At 67.5% G+C, this 24,444-nt stretch carries 16 protein-coding genes; 10 read left to right on the top strand and 6 right to left on the bottom strand.

The features are described from left to right. Positions 1-114 precede the first annotated feature (114 nt). Positions 115-3,012, bottom strand: a complete 2,898-nt coding sequence (locus AC1PLS_RS05940) for a TonB-dependent receptor (protein ID WP_481104281.1) — start codon at positions 3,010-3,012, stop codon at positions 115-117. Between the two features lie 26 nt (positions 3,013-3,038). Between AC1PLS_RS05940 and AC1PLS_RS05935 the strand changes: the two genes are divergently transcribed. Continuing rightward, positions 3,039-3,218 carry a hypothetical protein gene (locus AC1PLS_RS05935; protein WP_167708576.1) on the top strand — a complete coding sequence of 60 codons (180 nt, stop codon included), beginning with the start codon at positions 3,039-3,041 and terminating at the stop codon, positions 3,216-3,218. Positions 3,219-3,384: 166 nt separating this feature from the next. Here AC1PLS_RS05935 and AC1PLS_RS05930 read toward each other — a convergent pair whose 3' ends face one another. Then, positions 3,385-4,407, bottom strand: coding sequence for a FecR family protein (locus AC1PLS_RS05930; protein ID WP_260300096.1), 1,023 nt, complete (start codon positions 4,405-4,407; stop codon positions 3,385-3,387). Positions 4,408-4,472: 65 nt separating this feature from the next. Beyond that, a complete protein-coding gene (locus tag AC1PLS_RS05925) occupies positions 4,473-4,997 on the bottom strand; it encodes an RNA polymerase sigma factor (RefSeq protein WP_184431858.1) in 525 nt (174 codons plus the stop codon). Between the two features lie 248 nt (positions 4,998-5,245). Between AC1PLS_RS05925 and AC1PLS_RS05920 the strand changes: the two genes are divergently transcribed. From AC1PLS_RS05920 to AC1PLS_RS05910, 3 genes are read left to right on the top strand one after another with little or no spacing between them, the layout of a single operon-like run. Next, positions 5,246-5,821 (top strand): (2Fe-2S)-binding protein, encoded by a 576-nt coding sequence (locus AC1PLS_RS05920; protein ID WP_481104280.1) that lies wholly within the window; start codon positions 5,246-5,248, stop codon positions 5,819-5,821. Next, the gene (locus AC1PLS_RS05915; RefSeq protein ID WP_184431862.1) at positions 5,794-6,882 is read left to right on the top strand and encodes an FAD binding domain-containing protein; all 1,089 of its coding nucleotides are present in this window, start codon (positions 5,794-5,796) and stop codon (positions 6,880-6,882) included. The genes AC1PLS_RS05920 and AC1PLS_RS05915 overlap by 28 nt, the downstream gene beginning before the upstream one ends. Continuing rightward, positions 6,879-9,176 carry a xanthine dehydrogenase family protein molybdopterin-binding subunit gene (locus AC1PLS_RS05910; RefSeq protein ID WP_126967031.1) on the top strand — a complete coding sequence of 766 codons (2,298 nt, stop codon included), beginning with the start codon at positions 6,879-6,881 and terminating at the stop codon, positions 9,174-9,176. The genes AC1PLS_RS05915 and AC1PLS_RS05910 overlap by 4 nt, the downstream gene beginning before the upstream one ends. A gap of 257 nt (positions 9,177-9,433) precedes the next feature. Here the strand turns inward: AC1PLS_RS05910 and AC1PLS_RS05905 are convergent, their stop codons facing one another. Next, positions 9,434-10,177: a FadR/GntR family transcriptional regulator gene (locus AC1PLS_RS05905; RefSeq protein ID WP_024938638.1), complete on the bottom strand. Its 744-nt coding sequence runs from the start codon at positions 10,175-10,177 to the stop codon at positions 9,434-9,436. A 61-nt stretch (positions 10,178-10,238) separates the two neighbouring features. Further along, on the bottom strand, positions 10,239-13,124 hold the full coding sequence (locus AC1PLS_RS05900; RefSeq protein ID WP_184431864.1) for a TonB-dependent receptor: 2,886 nt from the start codon (positions 13,122-13,124) through the stop codon (positions 10,239-10,241). Between the two features lie 262 nt (positions 13,125-13,386). On the opposite strand from AC1PLS_RS05900, the gene AC1PLS_RS05895 reads away from it, so the two are divergent. The 5 genes from AC1PLS_RS05895 to AC1PLS_RS05875 are packed head-to-tail and all read left to right on the top strand — an operon-like array spanning position 13,387 to position 21,114. Next, positions 13,387-15,579: a polysaccharide lyase 6 family protein gene (locus AC1PLS_RS05895; RefSeq protein WP_260300049.1), complete on the top strand. Its 2,193-nt coding sequence runs from the start codon at positions 13,387-13,389 to the stop codon at positions 15,577-15,579. After that, the gene (locus AC1PLS_RS05890) at positions 15,576-17,819 is read left to right on the top strand and encodes an oligoalginate lyase (RefSeq protein ID WP_481104279.1); all 2,244 of its coding nucleotides are present in this window, start codon (positions 15,576-15,578) and stop codon (positions 17,817-17,819) included. The genes AC1PLS_RS05895 and AC1PLS_RS05890 overlap by 4 nt, the downstream gene beginning before the upstream one ends. Beyond that, positions 17,816-19,111, top strand: coding sequence for an MFS transporter (locus tag AC1PLS_RS05885; protein ID WP_046341984.1), 1,296 nt, complete (start codon positions 17,816-17,818; stop codon positions 19,109-19,111). Before AC1PLS_RS05890 ends, AC1PLS_RS05885 begins: the two co-directional genes overlap by 4 nt. A gap of 51 nt (positions 19,112-19,162) precedes the next feature. Beyond that, positions 19,163-19,915, top strand: a complete 753-nt coding sequence (locus AC1PLS_RS05880; protein ID WP_024938633.1) for an SDR family NAD(P)-dependent oxidoreductase — start codon at positions 19,163-19,165, stop codon at positions 19,913-19,915. Positions 19,916-19,950: 35 nt separating this feature from the next. Then, a complete protein-coding gene (locus AC1PLS_RS05875) occupies positions 19,951-21,114 on the top strand; it encodes an SGNH/GDSL hydrolase family protein (RefSeq protein ID WP_481104480.1) in 1,164 nt (387 codons plus the stop codon). A 94-nt stretch (positions 21,115-21,208) separates the two neighbouring features. Here the strand turns inward: AC1PLS_RS05875 and AC1PLS_RS05870 are convergent, their stop codons facing one another. Then, positions 21,209-21,709, bottom strand: a complete 501-nt coding sequence (locus tag AC1PLS_RS05870) for a DUF421 domain-containing protein (RefSeq protein WP_016904665.1) — start codon at positions 21,707-21,709, stop codon at positions 21,209-21,211. Positions 21,710-22,020: 311 nt separating this feature from the next. Here AC1PLS_RS05870 and AC1PLS_RS05865 point away from each other — a divergent pair, with 311 nt between their 5' ends. Further along, complete coding sequence (locus tag AC1PLS_RS05865; RefSeq protein ID WP_481104479.1) at positions 22,021-24,165, top strand: glycoside hydrolase family 3 N-terminal domain-containing protein; 2,145 nt, start codon at positions 22,021-22,023, stop codon at positions 24,163-24,165. The last annotated feature ends 279 nt before the right edge of the window (positions 24,166-24,444 follow it).

Raw genomic sequence — 24,444 nt, 5'->3', positions numbered from 1 at the left:
CACGACGGCTGCGCTCGTCGCAAGGCCTCCGTGGCGGCATGTCACCCGCAAGCGCAGCGCCCCCGATGCACACCGCACGTCGCTGGCAACTGCCCGTCAGGTCTCCAGCCCTTGTCAAAAGCGCGCGCGCAACCCCAGCGACCAGGTGCGGCCGTAGTCGGTATAGCCGCCGAACAAGTGATCGCCAACGAACTGGCGCTGCACTTCGCCGGTGAGATTGATCGCGTTGACGAACACCGACAGCGTGTCGTTGACCTTGTAGGCGACATTGGCATCCAGGCTGCCGAACCGGTCGCTGTTGAGCGTGGCCACATTGGCGGTACCCACCGCGTTGAGGATGTCGTCGCTCCAGCTGTAGCTGACGCGCGCCATCAACGGCCCCTTCTCGTAAAACAGCACGGCGTTGTAGGTGTTCCTGGCCACGCCTTCCAGGCTGTCGGTGAAGCTGCCGGTGCCGTCGTGATAGGTCGCCTTGCTGTCGGTCCAGGTGTAGTTGAGCTGCATGCCCAGGCCGTCCAGCGGCGACGGCAGGCCGCTGAAGACCTGCTGATACGCCACTTCCGCGCCTTGCACCATCGCCTTGCTGCCGTTGGTCTTGGACGACAGCAGATAGGTCTGGCCTTGGTAGACCAGGTTGGACATCTGGGTCTGGATGAAGCTGGAGATGTCCTTGTAGAACAGACCGCCGGTCAGTGCCGAGGTGCCGTCGATGTACCACTCGAAAGTCAGGTCGTACTGCCACGCTTCGAAGGGCTGCAGCGCTGGGTTGCCGCCGCTGGCGGTGAGGCGTTCGCCACTGGAATTGAAGGTCAGCTTGGACGACAGATCGGTAAGGTCCGGGCGCGTGATCACCTTGGCCGCGGAAGTCCGCAGCACCATGTCCTCGCGCACATCCCAGGCCGCGTTGAACGAAGGCAGCACATTGGTATAGCTGCGCTCGAAATGCACCGGCTGTGCGCTGCCGTTGACATCGGCATGGCCATCGGTGGCCTGCTCGGTGCGCACCACGCGCGCGCCGACATTACCGCGCAGTTCGCGGCCCGCCAGCTGGGTGGCGAAGTTGCTCATCGCGTACGCCGAGGCAATCTTTTCCTGCACCTCGTAGGAATTCTGCAGGTCGGCACTGTTGGGCGTGTTGCTCAGATCGGCGCTGGTCGGCCAATTGCCCCAGAACGCGGATTCGATCGGCGCCAGCCATTGCCGCGGCAGGTTGCCGTTGGCGTCCGACAGCATGTCGCCCACCGGCAACGCGGTGAAATAGCTGCCCGGGAAACGTACCCCGGCAATGCTGTTGAGCAGCAGGTCGGCGCGATCGTAGGTGCGCGAGCGCTGGCGGTACTTGGCGCCCACCTTGAAGTCGCGAAAGAAGCTGCCGTCGAGTGTGCGCCTGGCATCGAACTGCAGCGCGTCTTCCTTGTCGCGCGCATCGATCTCGCGCCATTCCAGCCGGCGCCCTGCCACGGTGGCCGGGTTGGTCGGATCGAAGCCGTTGGTGAAGCTCCAGTCCGGTACGTTGTCGCCGTCGGCTTGCGGCATGTCCACGCGCATCGCCAGGTTGGTGCCGCTGCGCAGACGGGTGCGCCGGATCGGATCGGAGTCGTAGCTGTGCGCCTGCGAGTGGAACGCCACTGCGCCCAGTGTCCACTGGTCGCCGCTCCAGGTGCTGGACAGGCGTGCACTGCGATTGTCGTCGGTGATGCCGGAGGTCTCGCGCGAGATCTGCACCTGGCCGTTGCGATAATCGAAGCCGGTGATACCGCCGTTTTGCACCCGCAGATTGCTCAGCTTGGCCAGGCTGTCGAAGCCCACGCCCATGCTGTATTCGTCGTAATGCACGGTTTGCCTGGCGTAGAGCAGATCCAGATTGGTCTCCCACGCCGCGCTGGGCTTCCATTGCAGCGAGGCCGCCACGCCGGTGCGCTCGCGCTCCTCCAGCTCCAGTGTCGGGCGCAGGCCGGTGGGAACGTAATTGGCACCGGGCACGCCCGGCACGCCGTTGCGGTAATAGTCCCAGCTCACCTCGTTGACGCGGTCCTGGCGCAAGGTGCGTTGCGCATATGCACCGGAGATCAGCATGCCGAAGGTACCCTCGGCATTGACCCAGTTGAACAGCCCGGAGACGCGCGGATCGTTGGCCTGGGTGCGCTGGGCCTGGCTGGATTCCAGCGATACGTTGGTCAGCGTCTTGCCCAGCTCCAGCGGGCGGAACGTGCGCACGTTGACGATGCCGCCGATGGCGCCTTCGTCCAGGTCGGCGGTGGGGCTCTTGATCACGTCCAGCCCGGAGACCAGTTCGGCCGGCAGCGTGTCGTAGCGGAACTGCCGCCCGGTCTGGCCGGAGGTGCGCACGTTCTCGTTGACCGCCATGGTCTGGCCGTTGAGCGTGGTGACCTGGAAATTCGGGCCCAGGCCGCGCACGCGCACGTACACGCCTTCGCCGCGGTCGCGCACGATCGACACGCCCGGCACGCGCTGTAGCGCCTCGGCCACGTTCTGCGCCGGCAGCTTGCCGATGTCTTCGGCGGCGATCACATCCACCACGCTGTCGGCATAGCGTTTCTGGCGCAACGCGGCGCTGAGGCTGCCGGCGTAACTGCCGAGCACCTGGATGCTGTCCAGTTCCTGCACCGGCGCGTCTGCACGCGGCACCGGTGCCGTGGCGACTGCGGCCGTTGCCGGAGCCGCTGGCGGCAGGCCGGGCGCCGGCTCGGCGGTTTCGATCGTCACCGTGGTCGCATCGAGATAGCGGTAGCGCAGGCCGGTACCGTCGAGCAATTGCTGCAGGGCCTGCTCGGGTGCGACGCCGGCCGCGGTGGCGCGGGTCTGCGGGTTGCCGGCCACGCCGGCGGCATAGACAAACTGCAGCCCAGTCTGGCGCGACAGCGCATTGAGCGCGCGCGCCAGGGGCTGGGCCGGAATCGCCTCGACCGCGACGGTGGCAGCAGCCGTCTGGGCGCCAGCGGTGCCGGCGTGCAGGGCAAGAGCGATCGAAAGAAACAACGTACGGCGCATCGTGAAATCCAGTAGGGGAGGAAGCAATGCGCAACACCACCCGCCACGCGGGAATGCTGCGTTGTACCTGGACTACGAGCATCGACAGCAACGATCGGGCACCGTTTTTTGATGAATTTTCTGTGACATCTGCGCAGGCACCGAACGGTGCGGGCACGACGCACGGCATCTGCATCGCGCTGCGCCTTGCGTGCACGAGGACGTGAGGTCTTGCATGTGCGTGGACGCAGCCGCAGACGGCCATCGGTACGCACGCAGCGCAATGGCATCGGCAACCCCATCCACTGCGCGCAGGATCAATGCATGTGGGCTACGCGCGCGATGCGGCATGCGCACGCGCTGCACGCATTACGGCGTCGTGCAGCGCCGTGGCTATCGCGTCGCCGTTCCCTGCGCAGTCCGGCTGCTCACGCGCAGCATCCCCGGCGCGCTGACCACGCGCAGGTTCGGCTGGCCATCCAGGAAGGCACGCAGCGCGGCGAGATCGTCACCGCGCAGATTGCCGGTGAGTCGCAGCGCACCGGCGGCAGCATCGTCGATCGACAAACGCGTGCGGTTGAGACGATTGAAGTCTTCGGCCACCGTGGCCAGCGGCGCGTCGCGGAACACGATGCGCCGCTGCCGCCAGGCATGCATGACGGCCACCTCTTCGCTGGCCAGTTCGATCTTGCCGGTGGCCGCATTGATCCGTGCGCTCTGCCCTGCCCCCAGGTTGGCAAGCATCGGCTGACCATCGCGCGCGTCGCGCCAGACATGGACACGGCCCTCGGCGACCTCGATGCGTGCCTGGTGTTGATACAGGGCGATATCGAAGGTGGTGCCGATATCCTCGACACGCAGATGGCCTGCATGCACCTGCAACGGGCGCCGATCCGGCGCGACCACGAAGCTGGCCTGGCCACGCAGCAGCTGAAGGTGGCGGCTCCACGGCGTCATGGTGGCACGCAGGCTGCTTTGCCCATTCAAATGCACCACGCTGCGGTCGGCCAACTGCACGCTACGCTGCTCGCCGTGCGCAGTGGCGTAGGTCTGCGTGCGTGGCCAGGCCCAGCCGGTCAGGATCGCCACGCCGCACAGCGCCGCGGCCAGGCCCATGCGCCAGCTGCGCATGCGTGCCTTGGGTTGGCCTTCGCTGCGGCGCGGCCGGGCAGCGGGTTGCGGTGCTGGCGGCACTTGTGACCGCAGCGGCAGCGCAATCACATTGGGCGGCGCGGCATCGGCAGTCTTGCGCCGGTCGGCAGCAAGCAGGGCATCCACGTCCAGGTCCATGCCGCGCATGGCATCGCCCAGATCGCCGGCCACACGCAGCACCGCCATGTATTCGCGTACATGCAGCGGCGATGCGGTCAGCCATTGCAGAAAGCCGGCCTGTTGCGTCGCATCCAGCGCCTGCATGCGTTGCAGCGCGTGCCAGTGCGCGGCTTCACCGACAACGCTGCGGCTCGGTAACACCGGCTTGCTCACCAGCTGTCCCCGCTGTCGGCGACCGCTCGCCTGCAGGCCGACAAGCCACGCACCACATGCTTCTTGACCATATGCGCAGACACCCCCATGCGCTCGGCGATCTGCTTGTAACTGAGCCCGTCGCGGTACTGCATCACCAATACCGCGCAGGTGCGCTCCGGCAACGTGGCCAGCAGGGCCTGCAGGCGTTGCTGGCGCTGCTGCCGGTGCGCGGCGTCTTCCACGTCGTCGCCTGCGGCCAGAAGCTGCGAAAACTGTTCCATCTCGTCGATGTGCAGTGGCGCCTGCTTGCGTCGCGCGGCCTGCTCGCGCGCCAGGTTCAGCGCCACCGTGTACAGATACGCCTCGGGATTGGCGATCGCCTCGCCTTGATCCTGATGCGCACGCAACAGCCGCAGATAGGTTTCCTGCACCAGGTCTTCGGCATCCTCGTTGGCGCCGCGACGCACGAAAAAGCCGCGCAGCACCGACCCGTGCTGGGTGAATACCTGCGTCCAGGCGCGGGTGGCGTTGGCTTTCATGCGGGCGCGTTCCCCTGTGCGCTGGGCCGGCTAGCCTGGCCACTGCAGGTGACACCACGATGACGCACCGACGATGGCACCGGCCTGCGATCAAGCGATGTCATGCGCAGCAACGCCGCCATGTTCCGCGCATGACCACGCTCAGGGTTCACGCACGCGTGAAAGAGACCTCACTCTCCTACACCACACCTTGACCACGCAGGCATCAAGGTGAGGGTCCTCCTCTCAGCCATCGCCACGGGGTTCGCATGAATGCCACACCCGCCACTGCCACGCATCCGGCGCCGGCCACCGCCACTGCTGCGCCGACCTACCCGGTCAACCTGCGCATCAATGGCCAGCCTTACCACTTGCAGCTCGAAGCCTGGGTCAGCCTGCTCGATCTATTGCGCGACCGGCTCGACCTTACCGGCACCAAGAAAGGCTGCGACCACGGCCAATGCGGCGCCTGCACGGTGCTGGCCGATGGACGCCGCATCAACAGCTGCCTGACGCTTGCGGTCATGCAGGACGGCGCCGAGATCACCACCGTCGAAGGCCTGGCCGAGGGCGAACAGCTGCATCCGCTGCAGCGTGCCTTCATCGAGAACGATGCCTTCCAGTGCGGCTACTGCACGCCCGGGCAGTTGTGCTCGGCAGTGGGCCTGATCAACGAGGGCAAAGCGCACGACCGCGACCAGGTGCGCGAGTTGATGAGCGGCAATCTGTGCCGCTGCGGCGCCTACCCGCAGATCACCGATGCGGTGATGCAGGTCATGGGCACGCCCAGCGACAGCAGCGAGAGTGCCGCCACACCGTGGACGCCAGGGACGGTGCCGGCATGATCCCGCTCACCTATACGCGCGCGGACAGCGTCGATGCGGCGCTGACTGCACTGTCGGTGCGCGGCAGCGACCCGCATCCGGTGCCTGCCGAAGCCCCGGTGCGCCTGATCGCCGGCGGCACCAATCTCACCGACCTGATGAAGCTGCAATTGATGCGGCCAGGCAGCCTGGTCGATATCAATCGCCTGCCGCTGGACAGCATCAGTGGGCTCCCCGAAGGCGGCCTGCGCCTGGGCGCGCTCGCACGCAATGCCGACACCGCCTATCACCCGGACGTGGAGACGCGTTACCCCTTGCTGAGCGCGGCGATCCTGGCCGGCGCCTCGCCACAGATCCGCAACATGGCCAGCAACGGCGGCAACCTGCTGCAGCGCACCCGCTGCCTGTATTTCTACGACCATGCCACTCCATGCAACAAGCGCGCGCCCGGCACCGGCTGCTCGGCGATCGGCGGGCTCACCACCTATAACGCCATCCTCGGCGCCAGCGCGCAGTGCATTGCCACGCACCCGTCGGACATGTGCGTCGCGCTGGCTGCGCTAGACGCAGTGGTGCACGTGCAAGGCCCCAACGGCGAGCGCGACATCCCGTTCGCGCAGTTCCACCGCCTGCCCGGCGAGCACCCGGAGCTGGACAGCACCCTGGCCCCGGACGAGTTGATCGTGCATATCGACCTGCCCGATGCACAGCGCTTCGTTGCGCACAGCGCCTACCTGAAGATCCGCGAGCGCCTGTCGTATGCATTCGCGCTGGTGTCGGTGGCGGCGGCACTGGACCTGGCCGAGGACGGCAGCATCCGTGAGGTGCGCGTGGCCCTGGGCGGCGTGGCGCACAAGCCCTGGCGCAACCCCGACGCCGAAGCGCAGCTGGTGGGCAAACCGGCCACGGCCGAGAGCTTCGGCAGCCTGGCCGATGCCTTGCTGCAGGGTGCGCAACCGCAAGGCAACAATGCCTTCAAGCTGCCGCTGGCACGCCGCGCGATCGTGCGTGCCCTGGACGTCGCCCGCGAGGGCACCATCGACAACCGCGGGCGAACCAGCGCGCTGGAGGAAGCGCCATGAACGCACGCAGCACCGATCTACCCGACAACGACCTGATCCCGCCGGTTGCCGACAGCGGCACCGGCTATCGCCCCACCGGCACCGGCGTCACCCGCATCGACGGACGCGCCAAGGTCACCGGCCAGGCACGTTATGCCGCCGAATGGCCGGTGGCGGATCTGGCCTATGGTGTGGTGGTCAACAGCAGCATCGCCAAGGGCGAGATCGTCGCCTTCCATCTTGATGCCGCGCGTGCGGTGCCGGGCGTGCTGGAGATCGTCACCCATGAGAACCGCCCGCATATGCGCGGCATGGATGTGTTCTACAAGGACATGACCGCACCGGCCGGTTCGCCGTTCCGGCCCCTGTACGACAACAAGATCCTGTACAGCGGCCAGCCGATCGCCTTGGTGGTGGCCGACACTTTTGAAGCGGCGCGCCACGCGGCCCACCTGGTGGAGGTGGAACTGCTGCAGGATCCGCACGACACCAACCTGATGACTAACCTGGACCGTGCGCACAAGCCCAAGGCCATGAAGGCCGGTTTCTCGCCGCCGCCCAAGGACAAGGGCGAGCCGGACACCGCCTTTGCCAATGCCGCTGTCCAGGTGCAGGCCGACTACTACAGCGGCGTGGAGCACCACAATCCGATGGAGCTGTTTGCCTCCACGGTGATCCGCGATGCCGATGGCCACTTCACCATCTACGACAAGACCCAGGGCTCGCAGAACAGCCGTTGGTACGTCTCGCATGTATTCGGCCTGAGCAAGCGCAAGGTCACCGTGCGCAATCCGTACGTGGGCGGCGCCTTCGGCTCCGGGCTGCGACCGCAGTATCAGTTGCCGCTGGCGGTGATGGCGTCGATCCTGCTGGACCGCTCGGTGCGCGTGGTGCTGACGCGGCAACAGATGTTCACCTTCGGCCATCGCCCGGAGACATTGCAGCGGCTCAAGCTCGGCGCCGACCGCGACGGCAGCTTGCGTGCGATCTGGCACGAGGCCATTGCCGAGACCTCGCGCATCGAGGATTACGTCGAAGTGGTGGTCAACTGGAGCGGGCAGCTGTATGCCTGCGACAACGTGCATCTGGGCTACAACCTGGTGAGCCTGGACCAGTTCAGCCCGATGGACATGCGCGCACCCGGTGCCGCACACGGCGTGCATGCGCTGGAAGTGGCGATGGACGAGCTGTCCTATGAGCTGGGCATGGATCCGCTGGCGCTGCGCCTGAAGAACTATGCCGAGGTCAACCCGGCCGACGACAAGCCCTACTCCACCAAGGCGCTGCGCGCGTGCTACCAGCAAGGTGCCGAACGCTTCGGCTGGGCGCAGCGCCCGTTGCAGCCGCGCGCACGCAAGGAAGGCAACGAGTGGGTCGGCTGGGGCATGGCCACCGGGCAATGGGATGCAATGCAGATGTTTGCGCGCGCGCATGCGGTGCTGCACGCCGATGGCCGGCTGGTGGTGAGCAGCGCAGCCAGCGATATCGGCACCGGCACCTATACGGTGATGGCGATGATTGCGGCCGAAGCACTGGGCCTGCCGCTGGAACAGGTCACCTTCCAACTCGGCGATTCGACCCTGCCGGTCGCACCGATCGAGGGCGGCTCGTCGCATGTGACCACGGTGGGCTCGGCGGTGGATGGCGTGTGCGCAAAGCTGCGCGCACGGTTGCTGCGCCTGGCGCAGGCGTTGCCGAACTCGCGCTTTACCAAGGCCAAGCTGGACGAGGTGGTGTTTGCCGATGGCACGCTGGCCTTGCGCGCCGATGCCGGCACCACCATTGCCTTGACCGAATTGTTGCGTGCAGCAGAACTGGAACAGATCGAAGACAAGTTCCTGCTGCTGCCCAATGTGCTCAAGCAACGCAAGTACACCCGCGCCACCCACGGCGCAGTGTTCGTGGAAGTGCGGGTGGACGAAGAGCTGGGCACGGTCCGCGTCACCCGCGTGGTCAGCGCGGTTGCAGCCGGGCGCATCCTCAACCCGATCACCGCGCGCAGCCAGATCGTCGGCGGCGTGGTCTGGGGCATCGGCCAGGCGCTGCACGAACACACCCAGTCCGATCACCGCTTCGGTCGTTTCATGAATCACGATTTTGCGATGTATCACGTCTCGGCCAATGCCGACATCCACGACATCGATGTGATCTTTGCCGACGAAGACGACCGCATCGTCAGCAGCCTGGGCGCAAAAGGCGTGGGCGAAATTGGCCTGGTCGGCGTTTCGGCGGCGATCTGCAATGCGATCTTCCATGCCACCGGCAAGCGCATCCGCAGCACCCCGATGACGCCGGACAAGGTGATGGCGGACTGAGACCTGCACTGCAGGTACCCACGCCCTATCTGGCAGAGCGATCTGCCTGAGGGCGGAAGCTGCGGCGTGTTATCACTGCAGCGTCCGCGGCAACCGCAGGCGCGACACTCCGATCAGCCGCGTGTCGGTGGCGCCGAACCGGCGCAGACGGCGCGTCCAGCTGATTAGTGGATGTGTCTTTCGGAGGATCCAGCGTCAGCGGTACGAAAGTGCCGCTGGCGGGCGACGCAGCGCGTCCAACAATCCCTCACATGCACTCAGGTGCGCGTGGCCGCCAGAAAATGCGCGCGGTCCTGCTGGGTGCGGCGGCGGATCTCCGCCAGTGCATCGTTCTCGGTCGCTTCCAGCATGGATTCGAACAGGCGCTGGAAATGGTTGCGCATGGCCGTGCGTGCCGCGACGGGGTCGCGTTGCTGCAGGGCCTGCAGGATGGCGGTGTGTTCGTCCACGCGGGTGGCGCCGTCGTCGTGGCAGACCCGCGCATACACCTCGCGTACGCGCGGCAATTCGTTGCGCATGCGCCAGATCAGCTGCACGCAGTGCGCCACCACCGGGTTGCCGCTAATCCGCGCGATCGCCAGGTGGAAGGCGCGGTCGTAGTCGGCAGCGGCCGCATCGCTGAGCCCCGGTGCGGACAGCGCCTGGATCATGCCGTTCAACTCATCCAGCTCCGCATCGGTGATGTGGCTGGCGGCCAATGCGGCCGCCTCCGCCTCGATCACCGCGCGCGCGGCAGTCAGCTCGAACGCGCTGACATCCGGCAACGCGCCCTCGTCCGACGCCAGGCGTGGCTTGACGTACACGCCCGAGCCGATCTTGATCACGATGCGGCCCTGCGCTTCCAGCGCGATTTCGGCCTCGCGCACGGTGACGCGACTGACGCCGAAGCGCTCGGCCAACTCGCGCTCGCCCGGCAGGCGCGAGCCGACCGGGAATTCGCCCGTGTCGATCAGCGCGCGGATCTTGGCGGCAACGGAGTGGTACAGGCGGTTTTCGGACATCGGCGACTCAAACCCTCAGGGTGATCGGCCCGGCACACGGGTGCCGGACAGGTGGGCGACGCTAGAACCGGTAGCGCACCCCCAAATAATAACGTCGCCCGTAAGTGTTGTACTCACGGAAGCTGCCGGGCACCGGCATGTCGGAGATCCGCGGCTCGTTGGTCAGGTTGGAAGCCTCCAGCGACACCGACAGCTGCGCATTGACGCGGTAGCTGGCACGCAGGTCCAGGGTGCCGCTGTCGCGTACGTAGCGGTTCTGCGCCGGGGCGCCGACGAACTTCTGGAAATACTCGGAGCGGTACTTGTAGATGGCCTGCAGGTCGACCGCGCCGATGGCGTAATACAGCTGGCCGGAGAACACGTGCCGCGACAGGCCGAAGATATTGGCAGGCGCGACGATGCCGCTGCTCACCAGGCCGGTCGCCGGGTCGATCTGGTCGCCCAGGCGCAGATCCTGGGTCTTGTAGTTGGAATCGGCGTAGTTGTAGCTCAGCTTGACGCCCAGGCCGTCGAACGGCGCCGGCAGGTAGGAGAAGCGGTGGGTGCCGGTCAGCTCCAGCCCGGTGAGATCGCTCTTTTGCCGGGTGGTGACGTCCTGCACCACCGGCACCACCACCGCGGTGCCGTCGATGACGAAGCGCTCGTCCACCACCGTGGGCACCGCGCCACCGGTGAACTGCTTGTAGTACACCGCGGCGCTGAGCAGGGAGTCGGCATTGGGATACCACTCCAGCGACACGTCCGCATTGGACGACAGCAGCGGCTGCGTGCGCGGGTTACCGGTGGCGGTGATGCTGCCGATCGCCTCGCCGACGGTAGTGAATTCGGTCCCCGGCTCCAGGATGAAGGTACGCCCGGCAGACAACGCCACCAGATCCGGGCGCGCCATGGCCCGGTACAGCCCGAAGCGCAGCTGGGTCTGCTCGGTAAGGCCGATGTTGGCGTTGAAGCTGGGCAGGAACACGCGGTTGGACGCGCGCACCGTCTGCGCGGCGAAGCGCCCGGTTTCCACCAGCTGGATGGTGCCGTCCGGGTTGTCGACCACATCCAGCTCGCCGCGCAAACCCACCGAGCTGACGTCGGTGCGCACCCAGCGCACGCCCAGGTTGCCGTCCAGCGGCAGCCCGAACAGCGTGCTGGCGAATTCGCCCATCACATACAACGCGCGGGTCTTTTCTTTCACGTCGGAGTCGGCGGTGCCGCGCGGGTCGGCATTGCGGCCGGTGTCGTCCACGCCGGTGATGGCGCCAAACAGACAGCGGCTGTCGAAGGTGGCCCACTGCCGGATGGTGTTGCCGCTGGCGCTGGAGAGGAAATCCTCCTGCGGGAACGGTTGCCGGCAGGCCAGGTTGGCGGCGCGGATCGTGGCCGGATCGGTGACGTTGCGTTCGACGCGGTCGTCCAGGTCGCGGTAGGTCGCCTCGGACAGGCGCACGCCGCCCTTGATGGAGGTGAGCAGCCCGCTCTCCGGGGTGAAGGCGCCATCGAAGCGCCAGGCCCGGATGGTGTGCTCGCGGCGCAACTCGTCGCGCCGCGCGCGCGCAGCGGCACTGAAATTGTCCGGGTTGTTCAGGTCGAACGCGGGATCGACCACGATCCCCGGCACATCGCCGGCATAGGTGTAGGTGTAGTCCACGCGTTGCCCGTTGATCCCGGGCACGCGGTTGCCGTTGATGTCGGTGGCATTGGAGCGCAGCCGCATCAGGCGGTCGATCTCGCTGCGCTCGGTGCGCGAATACGACAGGTCGGTGGACAGCATCCAGGCCGCGTTCGGGCGCCATTCCACGCGTAGCCCGCCACCGCGGTACTGCTCGTCGCGCACCTTGTAGTCGGTGGAGGATTCCACCGTGCTGCTGCCGGTGTGGCCGAGCAAGGCGCCGTTGTCGCCCACCTGGCGGTTGTTGAGGTTGCGCAGGGTCTCGGAAAAATTGAGCTCGGCGCGGTCTTCGGTCACGGTACGCTGCGAATCCTGGTAATCCAGGCCCACCTCCAGGCCGTCGAAGGGCCGCCATTGCAGCGCGGCGAAGGCCGCGTCGCGTTGATCGTGCTCGCTGATCTGGCGGTACACGCGGCTGCCGGGCGCCAGGTAATACGGCGTCCCCGCCTGCACCTGCGCCGGGGTCACGGCGGTGCAGTTGCGGCTGGCGCCCACCACCTCGTTGGCGTTGCAGGCCGTCCAGGTGGAGCTGCTGCTCATCACCTCTTCCGGGTTGGTGCCCTCCAGCCGCTGCAGGCCGAGCGAGACCCCCAGCTTGCCGGCACCGCGCAGATCGAACTGGTCCAGGTAGCTGACGGTGCCGCGCCAACCCACGCCATCGGCATCGCGCAACTTGCTGTCGCCATCGGCATAGGTCGCCCGCCCGTCCAGTTGCACGCGGCGCTTGCCGAATTCCAGCGGCCGCACGGTCTGCATGTTGACCGTGCCGGCGATGCCGCCTTCGACGAAGTCGGCGCGCTGGGTCTTGTAGATCGCCACGGTGTTGATGAGTTCGGAGGGGAACTGGTTGAAGTTCACCGAACGGTCGCCGCTGCCGTTGCTGGCCTCGCGCCCATTGAAGGTGGCCGAGCCCAGGAACGGCCCCAGGCCACGGATGGAGATCTCCGACGCGCCGCCCTTTTCGCGATGCGTGGCCGCACCGGTGATGGTCTCGATCGCCTCGCCGATCGACAGCGCCGGCAGGTCGCCGATGTCCTCGGCCGACAGCACGTCGGCCACCACCGTCTGCTCGCGCTTGCTGTCGATGGACGACTGGATCGAGCTGCGGATGCCGGTGACCTTGACCTGGTCCAGCGTGGTGGGCGCTTGCTCCGGTGCCTGCTGGGCGGCATCGCTTTGCTGGGCCAGGGCTGCCTGCGCGCTAGTCAGTGCAACCGCAGTCAGCAGCGCCTGGGCCAGGGTATTTCGAATAATTGGTCTACGCGATTGGACTAGTTTTAGATACCGCACAATTCCTCCTCCCAAAGGACGCTCGAGACCGAGCGAAGTGGAGACTCCACGCGGATCAACACCAAGTCAATCATTTCTTAGATTTATCCAGCGAGCCACCTAACTAGGCCAGTTTCGCGGATTTTTTTGTGCATTTGCAGCATGACATCGAGGTAATCACAGGCTTCAATACAGACCAACTGGACTATCGTTTTGGTTGACGAACCAGTTTGCACTGTTACCCTCGGCCATCACCGACGCGCCAGCGTCCAGGAGCATCCCGATGCGATCCCCCGTCTCCCTTGCCTGCCTGTTGCTGCTGTGTGCGCCCGCCTGGGTCGGCTCGGCCCAGGCCACCTCGTACCTGGTGCACGACCAGAGCGAGTACGCCGTGGCGGCGGCCGCGCTGCGTGCCGGCGATCGCATCGTGCTGGCCGATGGGCAGTGGCGGGATTTCGCCATCGTGCTGCGCGGGCAAGGCACTGCCGAGCAGCCGATCACCCTCACCGCGCAAACGCCGGGCAAGGTGATCATCAGCGGCACCTCCGACCTGCACATGGCCGGCACCTACCTGGTGGTGTCGGACCTGGTGTTCCGCGACGGCCATAGCCCCGGCGATGCGGTGCTGTCGTACCGCATCTCCAGCAAGGAGCGCGCGCGCCACAGCCGCATCACCGGGGTGGTGGTGGATGGCTTCAGCAAGCCCACCCGCAGCGACTCGGACAACTGGGTGGCGCTGTACGACAGCGACAACCGTTTCGACCACAACCAGCTGGTCGGCAAGACCAATGCCGGCCCCACCCTGGTGGTGGTGCGCGACGCCACCCAGGGCCTGGACAATCGCCATCGCATCGACCACAACTGGTTCGGGCCACGCCCCAACCTGGGCGCCAATGGCGGCGAGACGCTACGCATCGGCACCAGCAGCGATGCCGACAGCGCCTCCAACTCGGTGGTGGACAACAACTGGTTCGAAGGCTGCGACGGCGAGGTGGAGGTGGTCTCCAACAAGTCCGGCGGCAACACCTACCGTGGCAATGTGTTCAAGCAATCGCGCGGCGCGCTGGTGCTGCGGCATGGCGATGGCAACCTGGTCGAGCGCAACGTGTTCTTCGGCGACGGCAAGGCCAACACCGGCGGCATCCGCGTGATCAACCGCAAGCAGACCGTGCGCCACAACTACCTGGAAAACCTGGCCGGTGATGGCTATTCGTCGGCGCTGAGCATCATGTACGGGGTGCCCAACTCGCCTGCCAACCGCTACGTGCAGGTGGACCAGGCGCGCATCGAGCGCAACACCTTCGTGACCGTCAACCAGCTGTACTTCGGCGCCGGCATGGATGCCGAGCGCACCGCCGCGCCGATCAACAGCCGCTTTGCCGGCAACCTGATCGTGGCCGCCAGCGACCCGGTGCGCGTGCTGGGCGATCTGTCCGGTATTGCCTTCACCAGCAACCTGCAAAGCCCGCTGGCCTCCACCCGCCTGCCCGGCGGCGTCAACAGCCGCCAGGTGACGATGACCCGCGCCAGCACCGGCTTGCTGGTCGCCGACAACGCCACTGGCGTCGGCGCCGACCCGGCGCTGAGCTACATCGCGCGCGCGCAGGTGGGCGTGAGCTGGTACCCCAAGCAGGCAGCGCAGGCAGTCGCCGACAGCGGCCGCCGCACCCGCGTACGGCCGGGGCAGTCCAGCCTGACCGACGCCGTGGCGCAGGCCGGCCCCGGCGATCGCCTGCAACTGGACGCAGGCCGCTACCAGGTCGATGACATCCTCGACGTGGACCGGCCGCTGATGCTGGAAGGCCCGCAACGCGGCCGCGCGCGCATCCGCTTTTCGCAGCCGGCGCTGTTCCAGATCGCGCCCGGCGGCTCGCTCAGCCTGGCCCGGCTCGAGATCGATGGCCGCGCCGCACCCGCGCAGCCGGGCAATGCGGTGATCCGCACCGCACCCGGCACAGCGGTGGCGCAGTACCAGCTCACCTTGCGCGACACGCACCTGCATCATCTGGACGCGCAACCCGGCTTCGATGTGATCGCACTCGGCAAGGGCAGCCTGGCCGACAACATCCTGCTGGACCGGCTGCTGGTCGAGGACGTCTCCGGCAAGGTGTTGTCCGCACACGCCGAGACCGACGACCGCGGCACCTACAACGTCGAACAGGTGACGGTGCAGCAGTCGCAGTTCCACCGTGTCGCCGGGCCGGTGCTGGACCTGTATCGCGGCGGCCGCGACGAAAGCACCTTCGGCCCGATGCTGCAGGTGAGCGACTCGCACTTCACGCAGGTCGGCCGCAACACAGGTGCGTCGCTGCGCCTGCATGGCGTGCAGCGCATTGCGCTGCGCAATAACCGCTTCGCCGACAGCGCCGCGATCCTGGCGCAGCACACCACCGGCACACCTCACCTCATCGCCAGCGGCAATCAGTTCGTCGGCACCCCGGCCTTGCACGCCGACGCAGCGGAGCCCCTGCTATGACCCGTTCCACCCGCCTGTTGCTGCTGGTCCTGGTCGGCGCCGGCAGCGCCCTGCCCTGCAGCGCCGCCCCGTCACCCGCGGCCGAACAAGCAGCGCAGCCGCAACCGCGCGCCACCGACGCCGCGCCGGTGCTGGTCACCGCCCAGCAATGGCGCGAGATGGCCAGCGCTGGCGCCGGGCTGCCGGTGTTCGCCCGCGAACAGGCACGCGCAGAAGCCAGCGTGCGCGCGGCGATGCGCGCCGGGGTGGAGGTGCCGGTGCCCAGCGATCCCGGCGGCGGCGCCAGCCACGAGCAGCACAAACGCAACTACCAGGCCATCCAGGCCGCCGGCGCGCTGTACCGGCTCACCGGCGATCGCGCCTATGCCGACTATGCGCGCGACGTGCTGCTGGCCTACGCACGCCTGTATCCCACGCTGGGCGCACACCCGGCCGGGCGCGGCCAGGTGCCGGGGCGGCTGTTCTGGCAGTCCTTGAACGACTCGGTGTGGCTGGTCTACGCAAGCCAGGGCTACGACGCCATCCGCGACACGCTCAGCGCGCAGGACCGCGCCACCATCGATCGCGACGTGTTCGCACGCATGGCGCAGTTTCTGTGCGACGAAAGCGCCGACAACTTCGACAAGATCCACAACCACGCCACCTGGGCGGTGGCCGCGGTCGGCATGACCGGCTATGTGCTGCGCGATCAGGCGCTGGTGGACAAGGCACTGCGCGGCAGCAGGCGCGATGGCAAGGCCGGCTTCCTGGCGCAGGTGGACCAGCTGTTCTCGCCGGACGGCTACTACGCCGAAGGCCCGTACTACCAACGCTATGCCCTGGCGCCGTTCGTGCTGTTCGCCAACGCGATCGAGCGCAACCAGCCGCAGCAGCACATCTTCCAGCGCCGCGACGGCGTGCTGCTCAAGGCCGTAAACAGCCTGGTGCAGAGCAGCTACGGCGGTTATTTCTTCCCGATCAACGACGCCATCCTCGACAAGGGCCTGGACACCGAAGAACTGGTGGCCGGCATCGGCATCGCCTACGCGCAGACCCACGACGCGCAGCTGCTGTCCATCGCGCAACGCCAGCGCCGCGTGCTGCTCACCCCCGAAGGCCTGGCCGCGGCCACCGCACTCGCGCAGGACCGCGCCCAACCGTTCGCCTTCGGCAGCGTGTTGCTGCGCGACGGCGCACAGGGCGACCAGGGCGCGCTGGCGATCCTGCGCAGCGGCGGCGAAGACGGCCAGACGCTGGTGATGAAGAACACTTCGCAAGGCATGGGCCACGGCCACTTCGACAAGTTGAACTGGCTGTTCTACGACAACGGCCAGCGCGTGGTCACCGACTACGGCGCGGCGCGTTTCCTGAATGTGGAAGCCAAGGCCGGCGGCATCTATCTGCCGGAGAACACCAGCTGGGCCAAGCAGACCGTTGCGCACAACACGCTGGTGGTGAACGAGACCAGCCACTTCAACGGCGACTGGAAGGTGGGCGAGCAACACGCGCCGACGCAGCTGCTGTTCGCCAGCACTGCCGACACCCAGATCGTGTCGGCGCGCATGCAGCAGGCCTACGACGGGGTCAGCTTCACCCGCACCCAGGCGCTGCTGTCGCACCCGCAGCTGCCCCTGCCGGTGGTGGTCGACCTGCTGCGCGTCAACGCCAGCGCTCCGGCACGTTACGACCTGCCGCTGCACTTCAACGGGCAGATCATGCAGGTCGGCTTCACCGCAGAGCGCGCACTGACGCAACGCCCGGTGCTGGGCAAGGCCAACGGCTATCAGCACCTGTGGGTGGACGCCTCCAGCGACGCCAGCACCGACACGCGCAGCCTGAGCTGGCTGCTCGCCGGCCGCTTCTACAGCTACCGCTTCGGCAGCAGCGCGCCGGCGCGTGCCCTGCTGGTGGAGAGCGGAGCCAACGACCCGAACTTCAACCTGCGCCGCGAACCGGCGCTGATCCAGCGCGTGGATGGGCAGGCCAATGTCAGCTTCTTCGGCGTGCTGGAACCGCATGGCGAATACAACGGCACCGCCGAATACGTGCACGGCGCCAATAGCCGCATCCGCGCCATCGAGCGCGTGCGCGGCGACGATGCCGAGGTGATCGTGCTCACCCTGGTCGGCGGCCAGCGCATCGCGCTGGCGGTGGCCGACGACGCCGATGCACAACGCAGCCACCAGGTGCAGGCCGCCGGTCAGCGCTACAGCTGGCGCGGCGGCTACGCGCGCTTCGATCGCACTGCAGGTGCGCAATGAGCACCGCCCGCACGCGCCCCGCGGGCAAGCGCTCGGCGGTGCGCTGGCTGATCGTGGCGCTGATCGCGGTGGCCACGGTGATCAACTACATCGACCGCAACGCGCTGGCGGTGATGTGGCCGGCGATCTCGCGCGACATCGGCGCCACCAAGGAAGACTACGCGCTGCTGGTCACCATCTTCATGCTGTTCTATGCCGCCGGGCAGTTCGTGTTCGGGCGGCTGTTCGACATCATCGGCACCCGGCTCGGCTTTGCCCTGTCCATCGCGGTGTGGTCGCTCTCCATCGCGCTGCATGCGGTCACGCACTCCATCATGGCGTTCTCGGTGGTGCGCGCGCTGCTGGGCATCAGCGAAGCCGGCGCCTGGCCGGGCGCGGTCAAGGCCAATGCGGAATGGTTTCCCGCGCGCGAGCGTGCGTTGGCACAGGGCATCTTCAATGCCGGCGCCTCCATCGGCGCGATCGTCTCGGCACCGCTGATCGCGCTGCTGTTTCTGTCGTTCGGCTGGAAGGGCACGTTCGTGCTGATCGGCGTGCTGGGCATGCTGTGGTTGCTGCCGTGGCTGGTGATCTACCGCGCCGGGCCGGACCGGCATCCCTGGGTCGACGCGGCCGAGCGTGCGTTGATCCTGGATGCGCCCGACGCCGGCAGCGCGCCGCCGCCGGCCTACCTGCCCACGCTGCGCCAGCTGATGTCGCACCGGCAAAGCTGGGGGATCGTGCTGGCGCGGTTCTTCCTGGACCCGATCTGGTGGCTGTTCGTGTCGTGGCTGCCGATCTACCTGGCCGAGACCTTCCACTTCGACATCAAGCAGATCGGCGCATTCGCCTGGGTGCCGTTCGTCGGTGCGATGCTGGGCAGCCTGTGCGGCGGCTGGCTGTCCGGGCGCCTGATCGCGGCCGGCTGGAGCGTGGACCGCGCGCGCAAATGGACCATCACCCTGGGCGGGGCCATCATGGCGCCGGCGCTGCTGGGCGCCGTGCAGGCCGCCGACCCGCGCATGGCGGTGCTGACGATTGCCGCCGTGCTGTTCGGCTTCCAGATCGCCATCGGCAATATCCAGACCCTGCCCGGCGATCTGTTCGCCGGCAAATCGGTCGGCTCGCTGGCCGGCATCGGCGGCATGGCCGCGGTGGCCGGCACCTTGATCACCACCTGGCTGGTCCCGGTGATGACCGCAACCTCGTACGCACCGATGTTCATTCTGGTCGCCGCGCTGGTGCCGGCTTCGCTGGCCGCGCTGTGGCTGGTCACCGGCCGCATCCACCGACTCGACGCAGCGGGCACCTGAGCGTGCCCGCTGCCTACCCCCGCTTTCCCCACACCAACAGGACACACCCGCATGCACTTCCACGACAAGGTCGCCATCGTCACCGGCGGTGGCCGCGATATCGGCCGCGCCATCTCGCTCAAGCTGGCCGCGGCCGGCGCCAAGGTCTGCATCAACTACGCCAACGACGACGCCAGCGCGCGCGACACCCTGGCACAGCTGCAGGCCGCCGGCGGCCAGGGCATCCTGCACCGCGCCGACGTCACCGATGCCACCGCCGTGGCCGGCCTGCTGACCGCCACGCGCACCGCCTTCGGCCAGCACATCGACGTGCTGATCAACGTGGCCGGCGGCATGCTGGCGCGCAAGCCGCTGGCCGACATCGACGAGGCCTTCTTCCATCAGGTGATGGACCTCAACCTCAAGTCGGTCTACCTGACCACCCAGGCGGTGGCGCCGCATATGCGCGAAGGCGGTGCGATCGTCAATTTCGCCTCGCTTGCCGGGCGCGATGGCGGCGGGCCGGGCGCGGCCATCTACGCCACCGCCAAGGCGGCGGTGATGACCTTCTCGCGCGCGATGGCCAAGGAACTGGGCCCGCGCGGCATCCGCGTCAACGCATTGTGCTGCGGCATGATCTCCACCCGCTTCCATGACGACTTCACCAAGCCGGAAGTGCGTGCCTTCGTCGCCAATGCCACCCCGCTGCGGCGCGAAGGCCGCCCGGAGGAAGCCGCCGATGCGGCGTTGTACCTTGCCTCGGATGCGGCCAGCTTCATCAATGGCGCCAACCTGGACGTCAACGGCGGCGTGTTCTTTTCCTGATCGACAAAGGAGTCCTGCGCATGCGCTGGCGATGGATGATGACTGCGACACTGAGTGTGGTGCTGGCAGGCCCGGCCACGGCGCACCCCGCACCACGCTGGGTGCCGGCCTGGATCGCTTCGGCAACGCCGGACCGGCTCGACGGCGGTGCCCACACGCCGCTGCAATTTGCCGATGAAACGGTGCGCCAGGACATGCGCCTGGGCAGCGCGGCAGTGGCCCTGCGCGTGCGCATCAGCAACGAGCTGGGCACCGCACCGCTGACCATCGCTGCGGGCACCGCGCGCCTGCTCGGCGGCGGCGGGGACGCGCAACCGCTGCGCTTCGACGGGCGCGCCAGCGTGACCGTGCCTCCCGGTGGCGTGCTGCTCAGCGACCCGGTGCCATTGCGTGCACCGGCATTGGGCGAGGTGGCGGTCAGCCTGTATTTCCCCACGCCGGCGCGCCCGGCGGTACGCCGCACGGCGGTGCGGGTGGTCAAGGGCCAGGCCGAGGTGCCGGACAGCAAGGCGTTGGCGTATCGCCAGAACGTCATCTCCGCCCTTTACGTGCAACCACCGCATCCACGCCAGACGGTGGTGGTGGCGCTGGGCGATTCGATCACCGAAGGCGCCACCGCCACACGCGGCGCCAATGGCGATTGGCCGGCCCTGCTGGCCAGGCGGCTGGAGCAGCGTTGCCCCGGCAGCGTGGTGGTGCTCAACGCCGGCATCAGCGGCAACAAGCTGCTCGACGACGGCCGCAGCCCCAGCGTGCTGGCGCGGCTGGATCGCGACGTGCTGGCACTGCCCGGCGTGGACCAGGTGATCCTGTTCGAAGGCATCAACGACATCCGCCACAGCGGTCCGCCGGATGCGATTGCCGGCCGCAATGCCGCCGACATGGTGCTGGGATATCGCCAGATCGTGACCCGGCTGCAGCAGCACGGCATCGCGGTGATCGGCGCCACGCTGACCCCGTTCGGCAACTCCGACCGCTACGAACCGGTGGCGGCAGCCACGCGCCAGACGCTCAACGGCTTCATCCGCGACGGTCAGGCATTCGATGCGGTGATCGACTTCGACGCCGCGTTGCGCGACCCGGCCAGGCCGGAGTGGCTACCCGCCGCGCTGACCCGCGACTTCCTGCATCCCAACGATGCCGGTTACCAGCGCATGGCCGCGTCGGTGGACCTGTCGTTGTTCTGCAAGGCCCGCTGAGCCGCCGGTCGCCATGCCGTGGCGCACATGCGCCAGGCGGGCTGCCACGCTGGTGCGGCGGCACCGCCGGCATGCACGCCGGCCTGCCGGCGCGCTAGCGCTTTTTCAGGATGCTGATCTCCCCGGAGGTCTCCAGGATCGCCATGTCGATATCGGCATCGTCGCGGCAATCGGCCTTGCGTTTTGCCACTTCGAAATCGGCGTAGCTGACGTTGTGGCGGACCAGTTCCTTCCAGTAGATCTCACCGCCACGCGCCAGCAGCGCCGGGGTGCCCTGCACCCAGGTATCGATCCGCCGGCTGCGCGCGGTGGCCATGCCCACCAGCCAGTTCAACACCAGCAAGGTGGCCGCCAGGATCATGCCGCCCAGCAGCGAGACGTCCTTGCCGATCAACGAGTTCTGCACCGCGGTTCCCAGCAGCACGATGAGCAGCACGTCGAACGGCGTGGATTGGCCCAGCGCGCGCTTGCCGGTCATGCGCGTCAACAGCAGGACCACGGTATAGACCGCTACCGCACGCAGCACGAACTCCCACCACGGCATGTCCAGGTGCATCATTTCGTAAAAGCGCACGCGTGTTTCCACGTCCAGCATCGTGTGTCCTGACCGCCGTTGATCGATGGCGCACGCTAGTGCGGAAACGGTGAAGGCGCCGTGCTGTCGCCATCGTTGCCGAGACCGCCCGCCCGGCACCCATCGTGCAGCGCATCACGGCTTTTCGCTGGCGATCCGTTAGCGTCTGGCATGGACAGACGGGGATGGCGGGCATGCGAAAAGGGATCACGCGTCGTGGGTTGCTGCTGGGCACCGCCTCGGCAGCAGTGTTGGCACAGGTACCGGTGGGAGTTGCGCTGCCGCGCCGTGCGGCCGCGGCGCCGGCCTTTATCGATGCGCTGATCGCGCGCATGAGCGTGGAGGAAAAAGCCGGCCAGCTGACGCTGTCCGGTTCGGCGCAGCAGACCGATGCGGCCGCGGCGGCCAATCCGATCAATACCGTGCCCACGGCCGAGGGCCAGCTTGCTGCCGCGCGTGCCGGGCGGGTCGGCGGCATCTTCAATGGCTCCAATGTGCTGTGGCATCAGCAACTGCAACAGGCCGCGCTGCAGAGCCGCCTGAAGATTCCGCTGCTGTTTGCCGCCGATGTGATCCACGGGTTCACCACGGTGTTTCCGGTGCCGCTGGCCGAGGCCGCCAGCTTCGAGCCGGCGCTGGCGCAACGCACCGCGCGTGCGGCCGCACTGGAGGCCAGTGCGGTCGGCATCGACTGGACCTTCGCGCCGATGGTGGACATCGCGCGCGATGCGCGCTGGGGGCGCGGCGTGGAAGGCAGTGGCGAAGACGTGCTGCTCGGCCGGCGCCTTGCGCAGGCCCGCGTGCGCGGCTTCCAGGGCGAAGGCCTGGATCATGCCGACGCACTTGCGGCCTGCCCCAAGCATTTCGCGGCCTATGGGGCCGCCGAGGCGGGGCTGGACTACAACACCGTCGACATCTCCGAGCGCAGCCTGCGCGAGATCTATTTCCCGCCGTTCCAGGCTGCCTTCGATGCCGGCGCAGTGACCACGATGGTGGCGTTCAACGAGATCGCCGGCATCCCTGCCACCGCCAATCGCTGGTTGCTGGGCGAGGTATTGCGCGACGAGTGGGACTACCGCGGCCTGGTGGTGTCCGACTACACCGGCGATCTGGAACTGATCGGGCACGGGTTTGCCAGCGATGCGCGCGAGGCCACCAGGCTGGCGTTCCTGGCCGGTGTGGACATCAGCATGCAGAGCGGGCTGTACCTGCAGCATCTGCCGGCGCTGGTGGCCGCCGGCGACGTGACGATGGCGCAGCTGGATGCCTCGGTGCGGCGCGTGCTGCAGTTCAAGGCCGAGCTTGGATTGTTCGACAATCCGTTCCTGCGCATCGTGCCGGCACGCGCGCAGGCGCGGCAGCGGCGTCCGGACAGCCTGGCACTGGCGCGCGAGGCGGCGCGCAAATCCATCGTGCTGCTCAAGAACGATGGCGAGCTGCTGCCGCTGAAGACGCAGGGGCAACGCATCGCGCTGATCGGGCCGATGGCACGCAACTGGACCGACAGCGCCGGCCCATGGACGCTGTTCGGCGGCGACGACAGCGGCAACGACCTGGCCACCGCCGTGCGCGCGCGGCTGGGCAACCCGGACAGCCTGCAGGTGGTGGAAGGCTGCGACTTCGAACATGGCCTGCCCGGCGGCGTGCAGGCGGCCGTCACCGCAGCGGCGTCTGCGGATGTGGCAGTGCTGGCGATCGGCGAGCCGATGCGCTACTCCGGCGAAGCGCAATCGCGCAGCGAGATCGTCATTCCCGCCGTGCAGCAAGCGCTGCTGGCCGCAGTGGCAGCCACCGGCACGCCGGTGGTGGTGGTGCTCAGCAACGGCCGAGCGCTGGTGATCGATGGCCCGGTGCTCAAGGCGCCGGCGATCCTGGTCGGCTGGTTCCTGGGCTCGGCATCGGGCGCCGCGCTGGCGGACATCCTGTTTGGCGCGCACGGTCCGTCCGGGCGCTTGCCGGTGAGTTTTCCGCACACCGCCGGGCAGGTGCCCTACAGCTATGCGCACAAGCCCAGCGGCCGTGCCGACCCGCGCCCGGATGCCTTGCAACCGTTCAAGACCCGCTACCGCACCGCGCCCAATGCCGCGTTGTTTCCGTTCGGGCACGGCCTGACCTATGGCCGCATCGAATACGGGGAGCTGCGCTTGAGCGATGCACGCATGGCGGCGACCGGCAGCCTGCGCATCAGCGCGCGCATCCACAACCGCGGCACGCGCGATGCCGAGGAAGTGGCGCAGCTCTACATCCGCGACCGCAGCGCCAGCATCACCCGCCCGGTGCGCGAGCTGAAGGACTTCCGCAAGCTAGCGGTGCCGGCGGGCGGCAGCGCGGTGGTGGAATTCGTGCTGCGCCGTGAGGACCTGCTGTTTATCGGCCAGGCATTGAAGCCGACGGTAGAGCCTGGCGTATTCGATCTCTGGGTGGCGCCCTCTGCAGAGGCCGAGGGCGTGTCTGCGAGTTTTGAATTGATGGGCTGAGCGCCAGTCGCAATCGGAATGGCTCAGCTCAGGGGATGGATATGGGGCGTGTCTCGCTCACGCAGAAGGCATCGCGCCCAGGTTGGCTCGGGAACACATCCCCATTGCGCTCACGCTCTCGGTCGCATTGAGAGGGAACTGGGTCTTGAGGGGGGATTGGACGGTGCGTGTGCCCCGGTTTACAGCGGACGATCTGCGGGTTTGCTGTGGGGTCCTTGCCCGCCTACCCTCGCGGGACACGCCGCAAGTACGTCCCTGTAGGCTCTTACGCGGCATCCA

This window comes from Xanthomonas sp. NCPPB 3218 (genome assembly GCF_056725185.1).
The sequence above is the reverse complement of the archived record's forward strand: the minus strand, read 5'-3'. Positions and strand labels throughout refer to the sequence as shown.

Coding starts and splice junctions, on each gene's coding strand:
- AC1PLS_RS05940 (WP_481104281.1), bottom strand. CDS start 3,012: ATGCGCCGTACGTTGTTTCTTTCGATCGCTCTTGCCCTGCACGCCGGC.
- AC1PLS_RS05935 (WP_167708576.1), top strand. CDS start 3,039: ATGCGCAACACCACCCGCCACGCGGGAATGCTGCGTTGTACCTGGACT.
- AC1PLS_RS05930 (WP_260300096.1), bottom strand. CDS start 4,407: ATGCAGGCGCTGGATGCGACGCAACAGGCCGGCTTTCTGCAATGGCTG.
- AC1PLS_RS05925 (WP_184431858.1), bottom strand. CDS start 4,997: ATGAAAGCCAACGCCACCCGCGCCTGGACGCAGGTATTCACCCAGCAC.
- AC1PLS_RS05920 (WP_481104280.1), top strand. CDS start 5,246: ATGAATGCCACACCCGCCACTGCCACGCATCCGGCGCCGGCCACCGCC.
- AC1PLS_RS05910 (WP_126967031.1), top strand. CDS start 6,879: ATGAACGCACGCAGCACCGATCTACCCGACAACGACCTGATCCCGCCG.
- AC1PLS_RS05905 (WP_024938638.1), bottom strand. CDS start 10,177: ATGTCCGAAAACCGCCTGTACCACTCCGTTGCCGCCAAGATCCGCGCG.
- AC1PLS_RS05895 (WP_260300049.1), top strand. CDS start 13,387: ATGCGATCCCCCGTCTCCCTTGCCTGCCTGTTGCTGCTGTGTGCGCCC.
- AC1PLS_RS05890 (WP_481104279.1), top strand. CDS start 15,576: ATGACCCGTTCCACCCGCCTGTTGCTGCTGGTCCTGGTCGGCGCCGGC.
- AC1PLS_RS05885 (WP_046341984.1), top strand. CDS start 17,816: ATGAGCACCGCCCGCACGCGCCCCGCGGGCAAGCGCTCGGCGGTGCGC.
- AC1PLS_RS05880 (WP_024938633.1), top strand. CDS start 19,163: ATGCACTTCCACGACAAGGTCGCCATCGTCACCGGCGGTGGCCGCGAT.
- AC1PLS_RS05875 (WP_481104480.1), top strand. CDS start 19,951: ATGATGACTGCGACACTGAGTGTGGTGCTGGCAGGCCCGGCCACGGCG.
- AC1PLS_RS05870 (WP_016904665.1), bottom strand. CDS start 21,709: ATGCTGGACGTGGAAACACGCGTGCGCTTTTACGAAATGATGCACCTG.
- AC1PLS_RS05865 (WP_481104479.1), top strand. CDS start 22,021: ATGAGCGTGGAGGAAAAAGCCGGCCAGCTGACGCTGTCCGGTTCGGCG.